Origin of the sequence: Serratia sp. CY33525 (genome assembly GCF_052169115.1) — a bacterium.
In the GTDB taxonomy this organism is placed as follows: domain Bacteria; phylum Pseudomonadota; class Gammaproteobacteria; order Enterobacterales; family Enterobacteriaceae; genus Serratia; species Serratia sarumanii.
Genome location: NZ_JBJNLK010000011.1, coordinates 36,089 through 57,032, shown reverse-complemented (window position 1 = coordinate 57,032; position 20,944 = coordinate 36,089). Strand labels below are relative to the sequence as shown.

15 protein-coding genes are annotated in these 20,944 nt (G+C 58.1%); 8 read left to right on the top strand and 7 right to left on the bottom strand.

What is annotated here, in order from left to right:
- Window positions 1-384 precede the first annotated feature (384 nt).
- The 3 genes from ACJ8IM_RS21695 to pstB are packed head-to-tail and all read left to right on the top strand — an operon-like array spanning window position 385 to window position 5,043.
- Window positions 385-2,556, top strand: a complete 2,172-nt coding sequence (locus tag ACJ8IM_RS21695) for an ABC transporter permease subunit (RefSeq protein WP_033654570.1) — start codon at window positions 385-387, stop codon at window positions 2,554-2,556.
- Window positions 2,553-4,202 carry a phosphate ABC transporter permease PstA gene (gene pstA, locus ACJ8IM_RS21690; RefSeq protein ID WP_033635525.1) on the top strand — a complete coding sequence of 550 codons (1,650 nt, stop codon included), beginning with the start codon at window positions 2,553-2,555 and terminating at the stop codon, window positions 4,200-4,202. The genes ACJ8IM_RS21695 and pstA overlap by 4 nt, the downstream gene beginning before the upstream one ends.
- A 28-nt stretch (window positions 4,203-4,230) precedes the next feature.
- Window positions 4,231-5,043 (top strand): phosphate ABC transporter ATP-binding protein PstB, encoded by an 813-nt coding sequence (gene pstB / locus ACJ8IM_RS21685; protein WP_019452422.1) that lies wholly within the window; start codon window positions 4,231-4,233, stop codon window positions 5,041-5,043.
- Between the two features lie 69 nt (window positions 5,044-5,112).
- On the opposite strand, the gene ACJ8IM_RS21680 is transcribed toward pstB, so the two are convergent.
- Window positions 5,113-5,604 carry a TIR domain-containing protein gene (locus tag ACJ8IM_RS21680; protein ID WP_033654571.1) on the bottom strand — a complete coding sequence of 164 codons (492 nt, stop codon included), beginning with the start codon at window positions 5,602-5,604 and terminating at the stop codon, window positions 5,113-5,115.
- Window positions 5,601-7,055 carry an SIR2 family protein gene (locus ACJ8IM_RS21675; RefSeq protein WP_033654572.1) on the bottom strand — a complete coding sequence of 485 codons (1,455 nt, stop codon included), beginning with the start codon at window positions 7,053-7,055 and terminating at the stop codon, window positions 5,601-5,603. The genes ACJ8IM_RS21680 and ACJ8IM_RS21675 overlap by 4 nt, the downstream gene beginning before the upstream one ends.
- Before the next feature lie 376 nt (window positions 7,056-7,431).
- Here ACJ8IM_RS21675 and ACJ8IM_RS21670 point away from each other — a divergent pair, with 376 nt between their 5' ends.
- From ACJ8IM_RS21670 to ACJ8IM_RS21660, 3 genes are read left to right on the top strand one after another with little or no spacing between them, the layout of a single operon-like run.
- Window positions 7,432-9,099, top strand: coding sequence for a ShlB/FhaC/HecB family hemolysin secretion/activation protein (locus tag ACJ8IM_RS21670; protein ID WP_033654573.1), 1,668 nt, complete (start codon window positions 7,432-7,434; stop codon window positions 9,097-9,099).
- A 60-nt stretch (window positions 9,100-9,159) separates the two neighbouring features.
- Window positions 9,160-15,222, top strand: a complete 6,063-nt coding sequence (locus ACJ8IM_RS21665; RefSeq protein ID WP_033654574.1) for a DUF637 domain-containing protein — start codon at window positions 9,160-9,162, stop codon at window positions 15,220-15,222.
- Window positions 15,223-15,231: 9 nt separating this feature from the next.
- Window positions 15,232-15,597 (top strand): DUF596 domain-containing protein, encoded by a 366-nt coding sequence (locus tag ACJ8IM_RS21660; protein WP_033654575.1) that lies wholly within the window; start codon window positions 15,232-15,234, stop codon window positions 15,595-15,597.
- Between the two features lie 41 nt (window positions 15,598-15,638).
- Here ACJ8IM_RS21660 and ACJ8IM_RS21655 read toward each other — a convergent pair whose 3' ends face one another.
- The 4 genes from ACJ8IM_RS21655 to purM all read right to left on the bottom strand — a co-directional run bounded on the left by ACJ8IM_RS21655 (window position 15,639) and on the right by purM (window position 18,396).
- A complete protein-coding gene (locus tag ACJ8IM_RS21655) occupies window positions 15,639-15,854 on the bottom strand; it encodes a hypothetical protein (protein ID WP_033654576.1) in 216 nt (71 codons plus the stop codon).
- A 200-nt stretch (window positions 15,855-16,054) separates the two neighbouring features.
- Entirely contained in the window at window positions 16,055-16,606 is a 552-nt protein-coding gene (gene speG / locus ACJ8IM_RS21650) for a spermidine N1-acetyltransferase (RefSeq protein ID WP_004941631.1), read from the bottom strand.
- A 114-nt stretch (window positions 16,607-16,720) separates the two neighbouring features.
- Window positions 16,721-17,359 carry a phosphoribosylglycinamide formyltransferase gene (gene purN / locus ACJ8IM_RS21645; RefSeq protein ID WP_033654578.1) on the bottom strand — a complete coding sequence of 213 codons (639 nt, stop codon included), beginning with the start codon at window positions 17,357-17,359 and terminating at the stop codon, window positions 16,721-16,723.
- The gene (gene purM, locus ACJ8IM_RS21640) at window positions 17,359-18,396 is read right to left on the bottom strand and encodes a phosphoribosylformylglycinamidine cyclo-ligase (protein ID WP_025303843.1); all 1,038 of its coding nucleotides are present in this window, start codon (window positions 18,394-18,396) and stop codon (window positions 17,359-17,361) included. Before purM ends, purN begins: the two co-directional genes overlap by 1 nt.
- Window positions 18,397-18,651: 255 nt before the next feature.
- Here purM and upp point away from each other — a divergent pair, with 255 nt between their 5' ends.
- Together upp and uraA are read left to right on the top strand one after the other, a co-directional pair.
- Window positions 18,652-19,278, top strand: a complete 627-nt coding sequence (gene upp, locus ACJ8IM_RS21635) for a uracil phosphoribosyltransferase (protein WP_004941642.1) — start codon at window positions 18,652-18,654, stop codon at window positions 19,276-19,278.
- A 76-nt stretch (window positions 19,279-19,354) separates the two neighbouring features.
- Window positions 19,355-20,644, top strand: coding sequence for a uracil permease (gene uraA, locus ACJ8IM_RS21630; RefSeq protein WP_004941645.1), 1,290 nt, complete (start codon window positions 19,355-19,357; stop codon window positions 20,642-20,644).
- A gap of 47 nt (window positions 20,645-20,691) precedes the next feature.
- Here the strand turns inward: uraA and ACJ8IM_RS21625 are convergent, their stop codons facing one another.
- On the bottom strand, window positions 20,692-20,940 hold the full coding sequence (locus tag ACJ8IM_RS21625) for a GlsB/YeaQ/YmgE family stress response membrane protein (protein ID WP_004941647.1): 249 nt from the start codon (window positions 20,938-20,940) through the stop codon (window positions 20,692-20,694).
- Window positions 20,941-20,944: the final 4 nt, after the last annotated feature.

Genomic DNA, 20,944 nt, shown 5'->3' with positions numbered 1-20,944 from the left:
TCAAATTTAGAATAGGATCCGGGACGCAGCGCCCGGATGCCGCTCTAGTGTCCTTGATCATTATTGCGAGAGATTGACAGGAAAGTCCAACATATCCATTGCGTTGGCGCGCGGCATTTTTCGGCGGCAATAAATTTTCGCCGAGGCGGGACGCCCGGCAGTGAAGTGAGTAGCATGAAATGACGATTAGCAGGCTCATTTTTAGTGATATTAAGCGTGTTTACGTTCATTTTTCAGCAATATACCGACGCCATATTGTCTGTTTGCAGTGTAAAAAACCTGGGCAAAGCAGGGTAACTTTGTCATGCAAACGTCATAAAACTGACATAAGATGCCCGGTTATCTTACGGCGCAAGCCCGATTACATCAGCGACAGCGAGACACATGACACAGACGACGGCCAATCAACATCCCCGAGATCGCATGCGCGGGCGCATCGACCGCGGCGTGCAGGCGGCAGTGACCGCCAGCGGGCTGATGGTGCTGATGACGTTGATGCTGATCTTCGTTTATCTGCTGTTTGCGGTGCTGCCGCTGTTCAAACCGGCCTCGCTCGGCCAGGCGCAGCCGCTGCCGATCGCGGCGTCGGCCCCGGCGCTGGCGCTGGGCATGGACGTGCAGCAGCGCGTCGGTTACCGCATTGACGCGCAGGGCGCGGGGCAATTTTATCGCCTGACGCCGACCCCGAACGGCCAGCCCCAGGCGCCGCTGGCGCAGCAGACGCTGTTGGCCAAGCCGGCGCTGCTCGCGCAGGCCGCCGGAGAGCGCGATCTGTTTGCGCTGGCGCAGGCCGACGGCCGCTTGGTGGTGGCGCGCGCGGATTTCGCAACGGCGGAGACCGGCCGGCCGCAGTGGCTGTTCCCGCTCGGGCAGCAGCCGTTGGCGCTGGATCCACAGCGCAAGCCGCTGAAACTGATGACGCTGGCGGATGCGCATCGCGGGCAGTATCTGCTGGCCGGGGTGACCGACGATCGGCGCCTGGTGTTCGGCCGTTTCAGCCCCGACCGGCCGCCGCAGTTCAGCGAGCGCCCGCTGGAACATGATGCTGAGCAACTGGTGCTGACGCCGGATGGCCGCCAGCTTTACCTGCTGACCGGCAACCGGCTGGCGCGTTATCAGATCGACGGCGCGCAGCTGCAGCTGCGTGAAACGCGTACCCTTGGCGAACATGCCCCGTATCAGATGACGGCGCTGCCCGGCGGCAGCGCGCTGCTGATCAAGGGCGCCGACGGCAATCTGCGCGAGTGGTTTGAGGTGGAAAAAGATCGGCGCTGGCGCCTGACGGCAGTGCAGCATTTCGACCACGGCGCCGACGGGCGGGAGCTGACGGTGGCCGAGCCTTACCGCCGGGTGTTCGCCACCCTGCGGCCCGACGGCGGTTTTTCGCTGTTCTCCGCCATTCAGCCGCAGCCGCTGCTGAATGCCCGCTTGGGCGCCGAGGTGCGGCAGATGGCGTTCGCGCCGCGCGGCGATGGCCTGCTGCTGGAGAGCGCGCAGGGCTGGCAGCGCTATGCGCTCGACAATCCGTATCCGGACGTCACCTGGCGTTCGCTGTGGGGCAAGGTGTGGTATGAGAACTACCCGCAGCCGGCCTACGTCTGGCAGTCCACCTCCGGCGAAGACAGTTATCAACCGAAATTCAGCCTGATGCCGGTGATCTTCGGCACCTTCAAGGCGGCGGCTTACGCGATGCTGTTCGCCATTCCCCTGGCGCTGGCCGGCGCTATCTATACCGCTTATTTTATGACGCCGGGGCTGCGGCGGGTGATCAAACCGGCTATCGAAGTGATGGGCGCGCTGCCGACGGTGGTGATCGGGCTGGTGGCCGGCATTTGGCTGGCGCCGATCATCGAGCAATACCTGTTGGCGGTGCTGGCGTTGCCGCTGCTGCTGGCGGCGGCGGTGCTGCTGTGCGGCGCATTGACCCACCGCTTTATGCCGCGCTGCCGGCCGGGTGTCGATCTGCTGTTGCTGTTGCCGCTGCTGGCGTTGACGGTGTGGCTGGCGCTCAGCCTGGGGCCGCGGCTGGAGGTGGCGCTGTTCGGTGAGCCGCTGCATTTCTGGCTGGGGGATAATTACGACCAGCGCAATGCGCTGGTGGTGGGCGTGGCGATGGGCTTCGCGCTGGTGCCGATCATCTTCTCGCTGGCGGAGGACGCGCTGTTCAGCGTGCCGGCTACCCTGAGCCAGGGCTCTTTGGCGCTGGGTGCCACCCAATGGCAGACGGTGATCAAGGTGGTGCTGCCTTCCGCCAGCGCCGGGATTTTCTCCGCGCTGATGATCGGCTTTGGCCGCGCGGTGGGGGAAACCATGATCGTGCTGATGGCCACCGGCAATACGCCAATTATCGACGGCAGCCTGTTCCAGGGGCTGCGAGCGCTGGCGGCCAATATCGCCATCGAAATGCCGGAGGCGGTCTCCGGCAGCAGCCATTACCGCGTGCTGTTCCTGACCGCGCTGGTGCTGTTTATCTTCACCTTCGTGTTCAACACGCTGGCGGAGGCGGTGCGCCTGCGGCTGCGCAAGCGCTACACGCCGAATCAGGAGGCGCCATGAAGAACTGGGTGAAGAGCGGGTCGCCGTGGATTTGGCTCACCGCCGGTTCGGTGGCCGTCAGCCTGTTGGCGCTGATCGGCATTCTGTTGCTGTTGGCCGGGCAGGGGATGCGCTATTTCTGGCCGAGCCCGGTTTATCAGTTCGAGCTGAATCAGAACGGCGCCGGGCCGGTGACGGTGATCGGCGAGCTGTATCAACAGCAAAGCATTTCGCGCCGCCAGCTGACGGAGGCGGGTGTGACGCCGCCGGGCGAGGCGCAAAGCGTCGAACGCTATCTGATCAAGGTCGGTAACCGCGAGCGCGAGGGGCAGGATTTCCGCACGCTGCTGGCCAGCGACATCCGCAGCCAAAGCACGCCGCGCAGCCTGCTGGTGCTGGAGCGCGACAGCCACGGCACCGCTTACGGCTATCTGGCGGGGCTGCTGGAGGACGGGCAACCTCTGACCGGCCGCAATCTGGGGCAGGCGTTGCAGCAGCGGCTGCCGCAAATCGCCGCGCTCTCGCGCCAGGCGCACGACATTCAATTTCGCGATATGGCGCGCATCAATCAGCAGTTTGACGCGCTGCGGCTGCGGGAAAAGCGCCTGCAGCGCGACGATAAGCTGGATGCCCGCGCGCAGGACGCCATCAAGGCCGAGCGGCTGGAGTTGCAGCGGCAATACCAGCTGCTGTCCGAACGCCTGGCGGGGCTGAACCGCGATCGCCAGCGCGATGCGCTGCTGCTGCGCGATATGCATGGCCAGACGTTGACCATTCCGCTCAGCCAGGTGCGCGATGCCTGGTACCCGAACGCCATGAACACCAGCGAGAAGCTGGCGCACTGGGGCGAGCAGGTGAAGAAGTTCCTCACCGACAGCCCGCGCGAGGCGAACACCGAAGGCGGGGTGTTCCCGGCCATTTTCGGCACGGTGTTGATGGTGATCCTGATGTCGATCGTGGTGATGCCGTTTGGCGTGATCGCGGCGGTATATCTGCACGAGTATGCCGGCAACAATCTGCTGACGCGGGTGATCCGCATCGCGGTGGTCAACCTGGCCGGCGTGCCCTCGATCGTCTACGGCGTCTTCGGCCTCGGCTTTTTCGTTTATATGATAGGCGGCACGCTCGACCAGCTGTTCTATCCTGAATCCTTGCCCAACCCGACCTTCGGCACGCCCGGCGTGCTGTGGGCGGCGCTGACGCTGGCGCTGCTGACGCTGCCGGTGGTGATTGTCGCCACCGAGGAAGGGCTGTCGCGCATTCCCACCTCGCTGCGGCAGGGCTCGATGGCGCTGGGCGCCAGCCGGGCCGAGACGCTGTGGCGCATCGTGCTGCCGATGGCGGCGCCGGCGATGATGACCGGCCTGATTCTGGCGGTGGCGCGCGCCGCCGGGGAGACGGCGCCGCTGATGCTGGTGGGGGTAGTGAAATCGGTGCCGGTGCTGCCGGTGGACGAGATTTTCCCGTATCTGCACCTGGAACGGAAGTTTATGCATTTGAGCTTCCAGATCTACGATATGGCATTCCAGAGCCCGAGCGTAGAGGCGGCGCGGCCGCTGGTGTTCGCCACCGCCTTCCTGCTGGTGACGATCGTGGTGAGTTTGAATCTGGCGGCGATGGGTATCCGCCATTCGCTGAGGGAGCGGTACCGAGCATGGTCGCAGTAACAATGACGCTATTTTTGGGGAGTGCGTAATGGGTTTGATGACGCCAGGCAGTTTGCCCCGGCTGGATGTCCAGCATCTCGACGATGAACAGACCGCGCTGGCGGTCAACGGACTGAACCTGTTTTATGGCGACAAACAGGTGCTGCACGACATTTCGCTGCGCATTCCGAAGCACCGGGTGACGGCCCTGATCGGCCCTTCGGGCTGCGGCAAATCGACGCTGCTGCGCTGTTTCAACCGCATGAACGATCTGGTGGACAACTGCCGCATCGAGGGCGATCTGCAGCTGAACGGCGCGGCGATCTCCGGCGCGCAGATTGACGTGGCGGCGCTGCGGCGGCGGGTGGGCATGGTGTTCCAGCGGCCGAACCCGTTCCCGAAATCGATCTATGAAAACGTGGTGTACGGCCTGCGGCTGCAGGGCGTGCGCGACCGGCGCTTGCTGGATGAAGCGGTGGAGCGTTCGCTGCGCGCCGCCGCGCTGTGGCATGAGGTGAAGGATCGGCTGCGCGAAAATGCGTTCCGCTTGTCCAGCGGCCAGCAGCAGCGCCTGGTGATCGCGCGCGCCATCGCCATCGAGCCGGAAGTGTTGCTGCTCGACGAGCCGACCTCGGCGCTGGATCCGATCTCCACGCTGACCATCGAGGAGCTGATTTCCGCGCTGAAACAGCGTTACAGCGTGGTGCTGGTGACGCACAACATGCAGCAGGCGGCGCGCGTCTCCGACTACACCGCCTTTATTCATCAGGGGCGGCTGGTGGAGTACAACGACACCGACGCCATCTTCACCTCGCCGCGCCAGCGCCGCACCGAAGATTATATTACCGGGCGGTATGGGTGAGCGACGTGCCGCCCCCCTAGCGAACGAAAGGCTGCGGGATAATGCAGCCTTTCGTCTTTAGGGCGGCCGTCAGTAATTTTCGCGAATGCGGATCGCTTCTTCTACCCACTCCGCCAGATTTTCCTTGATGTGATTATAGACATTGGTGCTGGTCAAATAAGGCGGATCATAGGCTTTGGCGATTCCGGAAAGCTTTCTATCCCCCAGCTTGATATGATCCAACGGGTTGTTGCCTTTTCGGGCTTGTTCGCCGGCGCTGTCTTTCAGGTTATGGATATACACCACCAGCACGCCCATGCCTTTCTTCCAGGCTTCGCAGATTTCGAAATTGATCCACTTGCGATTGGCGGTATCTTTACCCGCGAGAATCACGGCGCAGCTCCGATTGTCCAACTGGCCTTTGATCCAAGCGGCGATGGCGTCGTCACCGCCTTTTTTCACTTCCTCCCAATCGTTATCCGTGGCCGGCCGGTTACCTTCCAGCGAGCCCATTTCGCGTATCTGAGAAGCGCGCCAGTTGTCCGGCTCATAATGGAAACTGTAAAAACATTTTCTGGTCATCGAGGATTATCCTTAGTAATGATATCGATAAGTGCCAACAGGCATGTTTTCTTCTCCGCCAGGCTGCCCGGCTCGTTAAGTTGATCCAGCAGGTTCATGGCGACGGGATGGCGGTGATAGAGGGTGTCTTTCATCTCCTCCTTGATTTTTCGGTAGATCTCGGCGGATGCGCCGCCGGTACAACCGATAGGAATGCAGACGCAGCCTTGTTCCGCAGCGATGTGGAACTCTTTCAATAAACCGTCGGCCAGTACGCATTCGCCTTCGGCGTCACGCTTGTTGCCGAACAAAAAGACTGCGATGCCGCTGAGCGAAATCATGTTCTGGCGGTATTCGTGCCAAAGTGCCGGCAGCGTAATGCTCCCGCTGGCGAATTGGGGGAAAGGGCGCAATACCAGCTGGCTTTCGCTGATTTTCCCCCCGCTGGCGTAAATGGCTTCCAATGCGCCGTTGATCACCGCCGTGCCCACGCCCCAACCGAAGCCGTTGACGATGCGGTACTGTTTGCGGATAAGCAGGCGCGCCAGGCGGTGTATGAACTGGATGGACTCTTCACGGGCATAGGGGTGGTAGTTGTCGGCGCTGCCGGAGATAAACACCGTGCTTTTCTTGAATTGCGTTTCGATGGCATACAGCAGGTCGGTGATTTGCCGATAGTCCTCCACCAGCAGCGTTTGAATGCCGTAACGGCGCAGATCGTTGATCATCAGGCTTTGTTTTCGGCTGTTGTAATCATAAGACGCCTGATCCTCGCTGCCGCTGTCGCCAGGCTGAACGCGCCGCATGATGCAGTAGTGGTTTCTTTTCCCTTCGCCGTACTGCGCGTAAAGGCGACTCAATACGTATTGCAGGTTGGGGTCTTCAAAGCTGAAACCGATAAACAGGAAGGTTTTGGCGGTCAACTCCGCCATCAGCATGTTGATAAAAGGAAGGTGTGTACGGGAGTAAGTTTCGTATTGTTCGCGGGTGATAATCGCCTGGTTGGGTGTTCTATAATCACCATGCATTTTATATAAGACAACATCGCGCTTGTGAATATTGTTGGTCAGACTTTCCGGCGTGGTTTTAACGTCGCAGACGCGATTATAACGGGCATAGGTTTTTTCAATCAGATCGTCGTAGTTGGTTGTCCAGAGTGACGCTATCGGCAATCTGGCAATGATCCGATGATTTTCAGTTTCTTCCGCTTGCTCAGCGAATTCTGTAATTATTTTTTGATTTATCTTATGCCGGTTGCCTTTTTCATTGAGATGATATTGAGCCAGAGAAATAAGGTCGCTTTCTTTTTCTATATCCAGCCCCAATTCATAAGCGATATCACCGATAAGCTCTTTCCAGCTGACAAAGCCGGCGGGTATGGACAGCCCGGCGCCGGCAAACAGCGCGGCGCTGCCGGCTTTGATATCATTAACGTAATCACGAATAAACAGTTCTATATCACGTTCTGGCATTAGGAAATCCTGATATTGTCCGAGGTTCTTGATTGGTTAGTTGTAAATTATGGCTTTCATGAATAATTGCATTAAACAAAATATCACGGTAAGACGGCGGGTTAATTTTGTAAACTTTATTTTTTATGTTTAGCGATATTGTGCGTATTATTTAACTCTTGAATTTATTATTGGTAATTATTTGGGTTTTTAATTCATGTGTTAATAATATCCGCCATCAGGAAATGTGGCGGCAAGCTCGACAAAATATATTCCTGATGTTTAACCACGTTGTGAACCCGATCAAACAAAAACAATTCTCATTATCATTGATCGTCGGCGTAAAATGTATATACTTCGATAAACTATGTAAACTAACGTAAATGGATGTGTTTAAATGTGTGCATGGAAGCCCGGGATTTGGCCTGCACTCTTGGCGCTCTGCGCTCCGGCGTGGTGTGCGGAAATCACCAGCCCTGCTGACCGCGACAGCATTACCCAGCAGCAGAAAACGTTGCTGGAACAGGCGCAGCAGCAACGCGAGGCGCTGCAAAATAACGTTGAGTTGCCGGCCTTGCCGCTGCCTGTGTCGGCCGCCGCAGGGGCGGTTTGCCAGCCGGTGAGGCAAATCGTTTTTCAGGGCGCCGAACATCTTTCCTGGTCGGTGAAGGAAAGCCTGGCTCGCCCGTATCAAGGGCGCTGCCTGACGCTAGAGCACATCAACCGTCTGGTGCGCGAAACCACCAATGCTTATCTGCAACGCGGCTATGTCACCTCGCAGGCCTGGCTGCAGGAGCAGGATATCTCCCGCGGCGTATTGACCGTGAGCGCCAGCGAAGGGCGAATCGAATCCATCACGCAGAACGGCGAGCAGACGCTGGCGCTGAAAATGGCGTTTCCCGGCCTGGTTGGCGACGTATTGAATCTGCGCGATATTGAGCAGGGCATGGAGCAGCTCAACCGCCTGCCATCGCAACAGGTGGCTATCGATATTCAACCCGGCGAACAACCCGGTTTTTCCAACGTGGTTTTGCTGCGTGGCGCCCGGCGCGCGCCGGTCTCTTTCTCTTTCGGCGCCGACAACAGCGGCCAGAAAAGCACCGGCACCGGGCAGATGAACGCCGCCTTCACGCTGGATAACCCGCTGCGCCTCGCCGATCAATGGTCGCTTTCCGCAGCGCGCAATAACGATTTCAGCCCGCATTACCGCAGCCGCAGCCTGAACGGCGGCGTCACCTTACCCTACGGCTATTGGCTGTTCAGTTACCAGTACGCCTGGAACGATTTTTTCCAGCGGGTGCCGTTCAACGGCGCGGCTTACCGCTATCAGGGCAACAACCAGACCCAGCGTCTGGGCGCCAACCGCACGTTGCTGCGGGATGGCAAACGCAAGCTGGCCGTCGATATCGGGCTGGCGCGGCGTACCACGGAAAATAAGCTGGCGGGGGAACGGTTGGGCGTCAGCAGCCCGACGCTCAGCGTCGCCAGCCTGGGCCTCAATTACAGTGCGGCTGCGGGCGGCGGCTATATGACGCTGAACCCGACGGTAAGCCGCGGGCTGCGCATGCTGGGCGCCACCGCCGACGATCCTGAGCGCGACGGGGCGCCGCGCAGCGAGTTCCGCAAGCTTGGCCTCAGCGCCAGCTACTTTTATCCGCTCGCCCCCTCTCTCTATTACCTGACCTCGGCCTATGGGCAAACCAGCGCAGACAACCTGTATGCCGGCGAGCGCATTTCCATTGGCGGGCAATACTCGGTGCGTGGCTTTAAAGAGCAGTACCTGACCGGCAATCGCGGCGCCTACTGGCGCAATGAACTCAACTGGCAATGGCGGACGTTGCCGGGGCTGGGAGAGCTTTCTTTCACCGGCGCGTTAGACGCCGGTTGGTTGCAGGGGCGCGCCGGTCTGATAGACGGCGGCAGCGTCACCGGCGCGGCGCTGAGCGCGACGTTAAACGGCCGTTGGTTCAATCAGGCGGTCACCATCGGTAAACCGCTGACGCACCCAGACAGCCTGCAACCGGATCGTTGGGTGGCCTACTGGCAAGCCACCGTCACGTTATAACGCCAGCACACAGCAGGAGCGCCTCGGCGTTCAAAACAACATCCTTTCGAAGGAATGAATATGGATAAGTCCACTTCCCCTTTGGCGCGGGGCGCCAGCTATTTGCTGATCTACCTGACGGCTTTCCAGCCGTTGCACCCGGCGTTCGCCGCCGGCATTACCGCCGCTAACGGCAATACGCAGGTGGTTATCAAGCCGGGCAACGTACCGGTGGTGAATATCGCCACGCCGAACGGCGCGGGTATCTCCCACAACACCTATAAAGATTTCAACGTTGGGCCACAGGGCGCCGTATTGAATAACGCCACGCACGGGGGCAAAACGCAGCTGGGCGTGGAAATCTACAGCGCGCAGGGCAACACCTACCTGAAGGGAAAGCCGGCGGAATTGATCATTAATGAGGTGATCGGCGGCAGTCGTTCCGAGCTGCAGGGCAAGCTCGAGGTGTTCGGCAACAAAGCCAACGTGATGATCGCCAACCCGAATGGCATCACCTGCAACGGCTGCGGCTTTATCAACGCGCCGGGCGTGACGTTAACCACCGGCAAACCGCAGTTCGACAAGCAGGGCGCGCTGGAGGCGCTGGAGGTAAAAAAAGGCGGCGTCACCATCGGCGGTAAAGGGCTGGACGGCAGCGGCGCCGACTATGTTGACATCATCAGCCGCGCCACCGAGCTGAACGGCAAAATCAACGCGCAAAACCTGTCGCTGACCCAGGGCGCTAACCGCATCAGTTTTAAAGACGGCACCATCAAGCCGATCGCCGGCGAAGGCGCCAAACCAGTGTTGGCGGTGGACACCAAGGCACTGGGCGGCATGTACGCCAACAAAATCCGCCTGGTGGCCAATGAGGATGGGGTAGGGGTTAACCTGAAAGACCTCACCAGCAAACAGCGGGATATTACGCTGAGCGTTAGCGGGCGGATTGAGTTGGGCAATACACAGGCAGCGACAGACTTGAACGCCAGCGCCAGGGAAATTCATATCTCATCGGGTGTTAAGGTGCGCGGTGAACGTGACGTGACAATGGCTGCCGATACGCTCAATAACAACGGCAATGTTACGGCGCATCGCGATATGCGGGTGTTTGCCGATACGGTACGCAATGTGGCACTACGTGATGGCGACAACACGGCATTGCATAGCAACAATAATCTCTGGATTCAGAAAGACGCTCAGGGGAATAAAGCCAAACAGATAGAAAACCGCTCTGCACGCATTCAGACCAACAGCGGTGACTTGGTTATACGCACGGAGAATTTGACCAATGTCAGGCAAGAGGTTCAAGCCGTTTGGAAAAATACTCCCGCTAACTCTAAAGCGTTCAATAAATCCTTGGTAGGAAGTTATTACGACTCACGGCAAGGTGTTGACGCTATTGTGCTGCTGGAGCCTGAACTGAAGGACTTTGGCATCGGCAGTTGGTTTGGCGAAATCAACCTGTCGAAAGGCGACAAGGTTAATGTGGGGAAAGACGAGTATCTTCTGGTGAAATCGCAGGCGCCGGGGGTGATAAATTCAGGCAACAACGCTTATATCAACGCGACAACGTTATGGAACGATCAGTCGAATATCAGCGCGGCCAAAGATCTGATCCTGACGGGGAACGATTTTACCGTAAAGAGCATTCAACTCGGCCAGAAAGATCGGTACTGGCGTCTGGGAACGAACACGTTTGGCGTTGGGGCGTTTGCCCGTGACGAAGATGCGCCTCCCGGAGATTGGGATCTGCTGTATGTCACGGAAAAAGCGCCTTATACCAAGCAGCAGGAACTTGTCGTCTGGCGAGCAAAGGGGCAGCAAAAATCATCGATTACCGCCGGCAATAATCTCACTGCGGATTTTAAAAATAAGATAGAGATCAGTACGCCGACGCCTCATGAAAATCAGCTGAATGAAGTGGTCACCTCCGGCAGGCCAGAGTCGCTAAAGGCACGGAATGTTCTGCTGCATGCCAAAAACATCGTCGGTACTGATGCGATTCGTGCCGACGGCAATATCACCGCGATTGCCGAAGATCGGATTGTTCTTGGGCAAGGCATTTTGGCCGCCGGAAAAGAGCTGTCTCTGACGGCGGTCAACGCCATCGACGCCTGGCAAAGTGAGCTGAAAGGGCAGGACGTCACGCTAAACGCCAAAAACGGTGAGATAAAGATACATTCCAGCGAGAAACCTCACTACTTCCGCCCTGACGGTTCGCGTTGGTTGGGCAGCCTTGAGGCTTCACGCGATCTGTCTCTCACGGCTGGCAGTACCATTACGTTGCTGAATACGCTGCTGGCGCCGCAAAGTCGCAATATCGCCATGACGGCTAACGGCAGCATTGCAATCGTAAAAAACAGCGCGTTGTTGGAGGGGGCGCTATTGGGGGGGCCGGTTTCTCCGGCTAAACGGCAGGAATACTTCAACCAGCTGTTGGCCAGTGGCCAAATGAGGGCAACGGGTTCGGTTCTGCTCAATAGCGGTGGCTATCTGGCGCTCCGCGGCGCCAAGATTAATGCGGACAAGGACGTTACGCTGTTAGCCGCCCATAACGCCGATCTTAACTACCGTGAACTTGACGGCCGATTCAATGCGCTTTTCCCTGTGTCCCGCACGCCTGAACTGGGTAGCCGGGTACACGCCGGCGGCAATTTGCTGATTAACTCGGCCCGCGACATCGGCACCCAGGGCGGCGCGCTCTCCGCTAACGGCAATATCACGCTGCTGGCCGGGCAGAATCTATGGTTGTCGAACCTGGCCTATTCCGCCATTGATGCCGCCAACGACAACAACAAAGACGACCGCCATGTGGTCACAGCCCTCAGCGCGGGTAAAAACCTGACCGCGTCGGCGAATAACCAACTGCTGACTTACGGCGCCAGGCTGACCTCCGGCGCCAACATGACGCTGACCTCCGGCGGCGATATGCGTTTCGAGGCGGTGCAAAATCACACTTACCGCGAGGGCGGCAACGAGTTCACCGAAACCCGTACTCAGCAGGGCACCGAGCTGAATGCCGGCGGCCTTATGACGGTGATTGCCGGCGGCAGCATTCTCTTTCAGGCCACCAAACTCCTGTCTAAGGGACAACTTGGACAGATAGGTATTTCTATCGACCTTTCTGGGGTTGACTCTGCATTTTCAATGGCTGAACGCCGGGTTCAGGAGGCTAGGCAGCGACTTGAACAGACGATAAATAATAGGTCTAAGACCGAAAACCAACTAAATGCAAGTAAACACGCATTGGGTAGCGCACGTCAGCACCCTGATACCTTGTCGTTATTTGATGCTGCCGCACATCCAATTACGTCATCATCATCCCGGTTCGTTTCAGTGCCGGTTTATAGCGGAGGGGGTGTTCACTTTGACGCTTCGGCATTGATTGATAATCAGGCACACCTCGAGCGGTTATTACGAGAAGGGGGCCGGGCGTTTGTTAATAATGTCCTTCAATGGGGAGATGTCACTGCACCGACTCAAGACGGCGTCAAAGTCGGTAACGCGATAAAAGAAGCGACCATAGAAGAATATGACAAGATTCGTCAGCGTTTAATAGACCGCCAGAATGCGATAAATAACGCGCAAAGTGCGCTAAATGCATCCCAACATGCATTTGACCAGGCCCAGCAGCAGACTCTACAACAGACGAAAGAAAAAAATGATGCCGAAAATCAACTTAACGTGGCTCTGGCAGCAAAACAGCGCCAACATGATGCGGAAAGACAACGTAAAGAGCAGGAAGATGCTCGAAATCGTGAACTGGCGATCCGCACCGGTTCCTTGGATATCGCCGCCAAGGGCGGCTATCTCTACGCCCAGGCGATGGAAGAGTCCAGCCACTTCGAGAAAAAGGAAACCAAGCGCAAATGGTGGGGCAAGAAAACCGAGGTTAAGCAGACCCGCCATGACGTGACCAACAAGGTTACCGAGTTTACCGCCGCCGGCAATATCACGCTGATGAGCCGCGACGACAGCACCTATGAAGCCAGCAAAATCGCCGCTGGGCAAAACGCACGCCTGACCAGCTCCCGTGGCCAGGTTAACTTCCGCGCGGTGAAAAACACCTCTTTCGAACAGACCGTCAGCAATTCGAAAGGCTTCTTTATCAAGCAGGCCAATAAAGGGTACGAAGACAATAAGTGGGTGCTGCCGAGCATTCATACCGGTGGCGCCTTGACCGTAGAGGCCGCCAAGGGCGTCAGCGCCGATGTGAAGGTGAAAAACGGCCAGGCGCTGCAAAGCGCCATCGACGCCCTGGGCAATACGCCGGGCACCACCTGGGTCAAAGATCTGAACAAGCGCAACGACGTGCAGTGGAGCAAGGTCAAAGACGCTTACGACAGCTGGGATTACAAGAGCCAGCACCTGAACCCGGCGGTGGCGGCGGTGATCGCCATCGCGGCCGCGGCGGTGACCGCAGGCAGTTCACTGGCGGCCACGGCGGCCTCCAGCGTTTCCGGCGCCGTGGGCGGCGGGGCGGTAACCAGCGGGGCGGTCACCGCCGGGATGTCTTCGCTGGCCTCCCAGGCGGCGGTGGCGTTGGTGGAGAATCGGGGCAACCTGTCGAAAACCCTGCAGGCGCTGGGCAGCAATGAGAACGTCAAGGCGACCGCCACGGCGATGGCGATCGGCGGCGCGCTCAACGGTTTCGACAGCGCGATGGGCTGGAGCAAGGACGCGGCGGGCAAACCGCTCAATCCAAACAACGTCAAACTGCCGCAGCTGAGCAACGGCGACTGGAGCAAGGTGGCGCAGCGGGTGGCCGGGCAATCGGTCATCAGCTCCAGCCTGAATACCGCCATCAACGGCGGCAGCTTCAAGGACAACCTGACCAATGCGCTGCTGGCGAACATCGGCAGCCAGGTTCAGGCCGAGGGCGCCAATCTGATCGGGGATAACGGCGACGTTCTGGGTACCGCCGGGAAGTCAGTCAGCCATGCGGTTGTGGCGGGCATCGCCGCGGAAATCGGGCGCGGTGACGGTAAAGGGGCTGCTGCAGGAGCGCTGGCGGCGGAGCTGGCCGGGGTCGTGATGCAGAGCACGCTGTTCGAACCGGCCAATCTCAACGAAAAGGAACGCCAGCTCTACCGTTTGCAGGAAGCGCTAAACGGCAATGAAGTAAAAGAGCAAACGGCACGAGTGATCGGGGCTTTGACCGGGGCGTTGACAACGCATACGCCGGAAGGCGCCTACAGTGCTGCGGACAGCGCGCAGTCGATTTATCGCTACAACATGACCGAACATATGTTGATGCAGTATGCGCTGGATAATCAGAAAGACATTTTGGCCGCTGATAAAGGTGATGTTGCTGCGGCAAAACGTGTTGTGGCTCGCCGAGAAGCTGCCGCAATAGTGGCGACCGTAGGTGGCGGCGGTCTGGTACTTGCTGCGGGGGGAATGACGCTGGTGGGAGCTGCGCCAGAATTGGTTCTGGCGGCACGATTGGCGATTGCCGGTTGCAAAACTAACCCCGCGCTTTGCCTGAACCAAGCCGGTATTTATGCGGCGGATATTGTGGCACCAGAGGCGATTATTGGTACTGGCGCCATAACCACCGGCAGCACATTGATTCTGGGGAAAACCGAAGACAGCGTGAGGAAGTTGAGCCGACAGCTGGTGAACGCTTCCGATGAATTATACAAAACAAAAACGCTCAACACTCAGCCGGTTGCCGATTTTATCAAAGGAGAAACGGTAGCCGGGGCGAATTTGTCGACTAAAACGGCAGATTATCTGCGGGCCATGCAGAAAGCTAACACTAACCAGTTGGTCAAGGTGTTTGACCCGAAACAGAACGAAAGTAAGCTGAACGTGTTTGGTCAGCAGTTTGAGCCGGTGTTAGGTGAGGGTGGCGGCAACAAGTCCGGAACAACAAAAGTATTTGCGACGGGTAAGCTCTCTGATCGAGAGATCATCGACTATGCCCAATCGCTGGCTGGTGCGGTGCCATTGGAAGAGAAAAAGACTCCCTTAGGCATGGTTTATTATGCAAAAAAAGATGGTGTAACTATCAATCTGAGGAAGTATTCAAGTAGCGATGAGAAGACAAAAGCTCGTTGGACTATTGATATTATTGGCAACGATAGCCTAGAGGCTCTGCAAGGAAAGGTTAAAAAGAGAATTGAAATAAAGTTTCGATGAGGATTTCACATGCTGTATAGCGATGAAGAATACAAGTTGTTTAGTTATGAGCTAGAAGGAACATCTATTGGTACGGTGTGGTCAGCCATGAGAGCTGATAACTTTGAAAAAGCTGTGATGTCGTATGAAGAGAGAGAGGCTTATTTTTTAGAGCTCCTACATCGACTTATGCAAGATGGGAAAATAAAGTTAGCTAGCAGAGGCAAATTCCTGGAGGGAAGTGTCGATGAGCAGATTGCACTGTATCGCGAAAAGTTCCCAAAAAATCAAGAGGAAATGGATGCCGATGCTTTCGACGGATTCTGGTTTCTGACAGAGGAATGCCCCGGCGGCATCGTCTGGATCCATGATAGCGGCTATGAAGATTGGACCTGACCCACACACAGAAACGGCTCTTCGGAGCCGTTTTTGTTTTTTTATCGTCCCCGCCCCGAAACCCGCAGCACCAACCCCACCAGCAACAACACACCGCCCGAGGCGTAGAGTGGGAACCAGCGCGTCCACCAGAGCGGGGAAAACAGCGGGGCGCTATTGGGATCTGCGGAGGCGTAGCCGCTATAGGTATTTAGGCCGGCGGTTATGGCGAACATGACCAGACCGATAAAAAGCAGCAGGTTTGAGATGGTCGTCATTATATTTTCCTTTGTAGAGGTAGAGGGTAACTCTTACTATCAATATGAATTATTGTTCGATTAATTATCTCGGGAAATATTATTTATTTCCGCATTCATCAGACTATTTCCTGACGATAAAATAGCATGCCTTAATACTAGCCACTTATTTCCCAATAAAAAACCCGCCTGCGCGGGTTTTCTCTTTTTCTTGCTGACCGTCACTTCACCAGCGGCTTATCATTGGGCGTTTTGAACTTCGCCAGGTATTGCGGCTGGAAGATGCACATGCGCAGCACGGTGCGGTATTCGCCGTTGACGAAGAACTCGTCGATCAGCTCGCCTTCCACGTTGAAGCCCAGCTTGCTGTAGATGTGGATCGCCTTCGGGTTCTCTTTGTCGACGATCAGGTACAGCTTGTACAGGTTCAGCACCGAGAAGCCGTAGTCCATCGCCAGGCGGGCGGCGGTGCTGGCATAGCCTTTGCCCTGGTGGGCGGGATCGATGATGATCTGGAACTCTGCGCGGCGGTGGATGTGATCGATCTCCACCAGCTCCACCAGGCCGACCTTGGCGCCTTCGTGCTCGATGATAAAGCGGCGCTCGCTCTGATCGTGGATGTGTTTGTCGTAGAGATCGGAAAGCTCGACAAAGGCTTCGTAGGGTTCTTCAAACCAATAGCGCATAACGCTGGCATTGTTGTCCATCTGGTGGACGAACGACAGATCGTCCCGTTCCAATGGGCGTAACCTGACGCTGGCAGTGCTGGACATGTGGGCTCCTCTGTGCCGTGAAATTGTGCAAAGTATAACTTCACAGAATGGATGAAGGCGAAAAAAAAACGGCGCCGCGTGGGCGCCGTTTAGGCAAGGTTCAGGCTGCGCGCATCAGTCGGCGGCGTGGCCCTGCTCAGGCAGGCGTTCGCCGTCCAGCCAGGCGGCGCCATCGCGCATCGCCAGGCGGCCGTCGACGAACCAGCTCACCACCAGCGGATAGATCGTGTGTTCCTGGGTTTGCACCCGTTCAACCACGTCATCCTCTTCGTCGTCAGCGAAAATCGGCACCTTGGCCTGCAAAATCACCGGGCCGCCGTCGAGCTGTTCGGTCACGAAGTGCACCGAGGTGCCGTGTTCGCTGTCGCCGTTGTCGATGGCCTGACGGTGGGTATGCAGCCCCGGGTATTTCGGCAGCAGGGAAGGGTGGATGTTCAGCATGCGGCCGGCATAACGCTGTACGAACTGCGGGCTGAGGATGCGCATGTAGCCGGCCAGCACCACCAGATCGGGCTGGTGCTGGTCGATGGCGTCCGCCAACGCGGCGTCGAACGCCGTGCGATCGGCATAGGCCTTGGCATCCAGCGCCTGGGTGGCGATGCCCGCCGCCTCGGCGCGTTGCAGGCCATAAGCCTGCGCCTTGTTGCTGAACACCGCCACGATCTCGGCGGCGATGCGGTCCTGCTGGCAGGCGTCAATCAGCGCCTGGAGATTGCTCCCCTGGCCGGAGACCAACACCACGATCTTTTTCATCAGTTGATGACCACTTGTTGTTCGTCGGAAGAGGCGGTCAGTTTACCGATTTTCCACGCTTTTTCACCTGCCGCGGTCAGCAGCGCGATGGCCGCTTCCACTTCGGCTTCCGGCAGGGCGATGACCATGCCTACGCCGCAGTTGAAGGTGCGGTACATTTCATGGCGGCTGACGTTGCCGGCCTGCTGCAGCCAGGTGAACACCGCCGGCCACTGCCAGCTGGCTTCGTCGATCACCGCCTGCATGCCTTCCGGCAGCACGCGTGGAATGTTTTCCCAGAAGCCGCCGCCGGTGAGGTGAGCGATGGCGTGTACGTCCGCCTTCTCGATCAGCTCCAGCACGGACTTCACGTAAATCTTGGTCGGCGCCAGCAGGTGGTCGGCCAGCGGTTTGCCTTCCAGTTGGGTGGCGGTCGGATCGGTGTTGCTCACTTCCAGGATCTTGCGCACCAGCGAGTAGCCGTTGGAGTGCGGGCCGGAAGCGCCCAGGGCGATCAGCGCGTCGCCGGACTGCACTTTGCTGCCGTCGATGATCTCGGATTTTTCGACCACGCCGACGCAGAAACCGGCCACGTCGTAATCTTCGCCGTGGTACATGCCCGGCATTTCAGCGGTTTCGCCGCCCACCAGCGCACAGCCGGACTGTTTGCAGCCTTCGGCGATGCCGGTGATCACGCTGGCCGCGGTGTCCACATCCAGCTTGCCGGTCGCGTAGTAGTCGAGGAAGAACAGCGGCTCGGCGCCCTGAACCACCAGATCGTTGACGCACATCGCCACCAGATCGATGCCGATGGTGTCGTGGCGTTTCAGATCCATCGCCAGACGCAGCTTGGTGCCCACGCCGTCGGTACCGGAAACCAGCACCGGCTCGCGGTATTTCTGCGGCAACGCACACAGGGCGCCAAACCCGCCCAGACCGCCCATCACTTCCGGGCGACGGGTCTGTTTAACTACACCTTTGATGCGGTCTACCAATGCGTTGCCAGCATCGATATCGACACCTGCGTCTTTATAGCTGAGAGAGGTTTTGTCGGTCACTGCGCGATTCCCCACGACGGTTTGCGGTTTGAAAACTGTGCTTCCGATGTTGATTCCGGAATAAGGCGCGGCAATTCTAACAGCGCAGGCAAACGTTTGCGAGCGGCTTGTGAACCGGCTCCGCTTTTTCGTCATCTATACTGATATTCAAACTTTTGTTGATCCCGATCGGGCTATTGTGGGTGGCGCGGCGAAAAAAAGGAGGTATAATCCCGCGATTTTTTTGGCCGCAACCACCTTAATAGGAGAAAAATGATGAAGATCGTTGAGGTGAAACACCCGCTGGTAAAACACAAGCTTGGCCTGATGCGCGAAAATGACATCAGCACCAAACGCTTCCGTGAGCTGGCCTCAGAAGTGGGTAGTTTACTGACCTATGAAGCGACCGCCGATCTGGAGACGGAAAAAGTCACCATCGAAGGCTGGTGCGGGCCAGTTGAAGTGGATCAGATCAAAGGGAAAAAGATTACCGTAGTGCCGATCCTGCGCGCAGGCCTGGGCATGATGGAAGGGGTACTGGAGCATGTGCCGAGCGCGCGCATCAGCGTGGTGGGCGTATACCGCGACGAAGAAACCCTGGAGCCGGTGCCGTACTTCCAGAAGCTGGTTTCCAACATCGAAGAGCGCATGGCGCTGGTCGTCGACCCGATGCTGGCCACCGGCGGTTCGATGATCGCCACTATCGATCTGCTGAAGAAAGCCGGCTGCCACAGCATCAAGGTGCTGGTTCTGGTGGCGGCGCCGGAAGGCATCGCCGCGCTGGAGAAAGCGCACCCGGACGTTGAGCTGTACACCGCCTCCATCGATCAGTGCCTGAACGACAAGGGCTACATCGTGCCTGGCCTGGGCGATGCGGGCGACAAGATATTTGGTACCAAGTAAACATTTGAGCCGACTTAACGAGTCGGCTTTTTTTTGACTAAAACCTATAAAACCAATAAACCGAGGAAAAGCACACATGACCCGTCGCGCCATCGGCGTCAGCGAGCGCCCGCCGCTGCTCCAGACCATTCCGCTCAGCTTCCAGCACCTGTTCGCCATGTTCGGCGCCACCGTGCTGGTGCCTATCCTGTTCAAGATCAACCCGGCGACCGTGCTGCTGTTCAACGGCATCGGCACGCTGCTGTATCTGTTCATCTGTAAAGGCAAGATCCCGGCCTACCTCGGTTCCAGCTTCGCGTTTATCTCGCCGGTGCTGCTGCTGTTGCCGCTTGGTTACGAAGTGGCGTTGGGCGGTTTCATCATGTGCGGCGTGCTGTTCTGCCTGGTGGCGCTGATCGTGAAAAAGGCCGGCACCGGCTGGCTGGACGTGATGTTCCCGCCGGCGGCGATGGGGGCGATCGTCGCCGTCATTGGCCTGGAGTTGGCGGGCGTGGCGGCCAATATGGCGGGGCTGCTGCCGGCGGAAGGCGCCAGCGCCGACTCGACCACCATCACCATTTCGCTGGTGACGCTGGCGGTCACGGTGCTCGGTTCAGTGCTGTTCCGCGGCTTCCTGGCGATTATCCCGATCCTGATCGGCGTGCTGGTGGGCTATGCGCTGTCGTTCTTCATGGGCGTGGTGGATTTGACCCCGATCCGCGAGGCGCACTGGTTCGCGCTGCCGACTTTTTACACCCCGCGCTTTGAGTGGTTCGCCATCTTCACCATTCTGCCGGCGGCGCTGGTGGTGATCGCCGAGCACGTCGGCCACCTGGTGGTGACCGCCAACATCGTGAAAAAAGACCTGATCCGCGATCCGGGCCTGCACCGTTCGATGTTCGCCAACGGCATCTCGACGGTATTCTCCGGCTTCTTCGGCTCCACGCCGAACACCACCTACGGTGAGAACATCGGCGTGATGGCCATCACCAAGGTCTACAGCACCTGGGTGATCGGCGGCGCGGCGGTGCTGGCGATCCTGTTGTCCTGCATCGGTAAGCTGGCGGCGGCGATCCAGGCGGTGCCGGTGCCGGTGATGGGCGGCGTTTCGCTGCTGCTGTACGGTGTGATCGGCGCTTCGGGCATTCGCGTGCTGATCGAGTCCAAAGTGGACTACAACAAAGCGCAAAACCTGATTTTAACCTCGGTGATCCTGATTATCGGCGTGAGCGGCGCCAAGGTGCATATCGGCGCGGCGGAGCTGAAAGGCATGGCGCTGGCGACCATCGTCGGCATTGGCTTGAGCCTGCTGTTCAAGGTCATCAGCCTGTTCCGCAAGGAAGAAGAGGTGCTCGACGCGCCGGACGAACCGGCAGAGCAGAAGTAACGAAAAGGGCAGCCCAGGGGCTGCCCTTTTGACTGATGGCATTCGCCTCAGCTGCGAATTTTGCGGTACACGAACAGCACCACGATGGCGCCGATAACCGCCACCACGAAGCTGCCGAAGTTGAAGCCGTCAACCTTGCCGTAGCCGAAGAAGGTGCTGATATAGCCGCCGACCACGGCGCCGACGATCCCCAGCACAACGGTCAGGATAAAGCCGCCGCCGTCTTTGCCGGGCATGATCCACTTAGCTAAAATACCGGCGATCAGGCCGAAGATAATCCAGGAAATAATCCCCATTTAC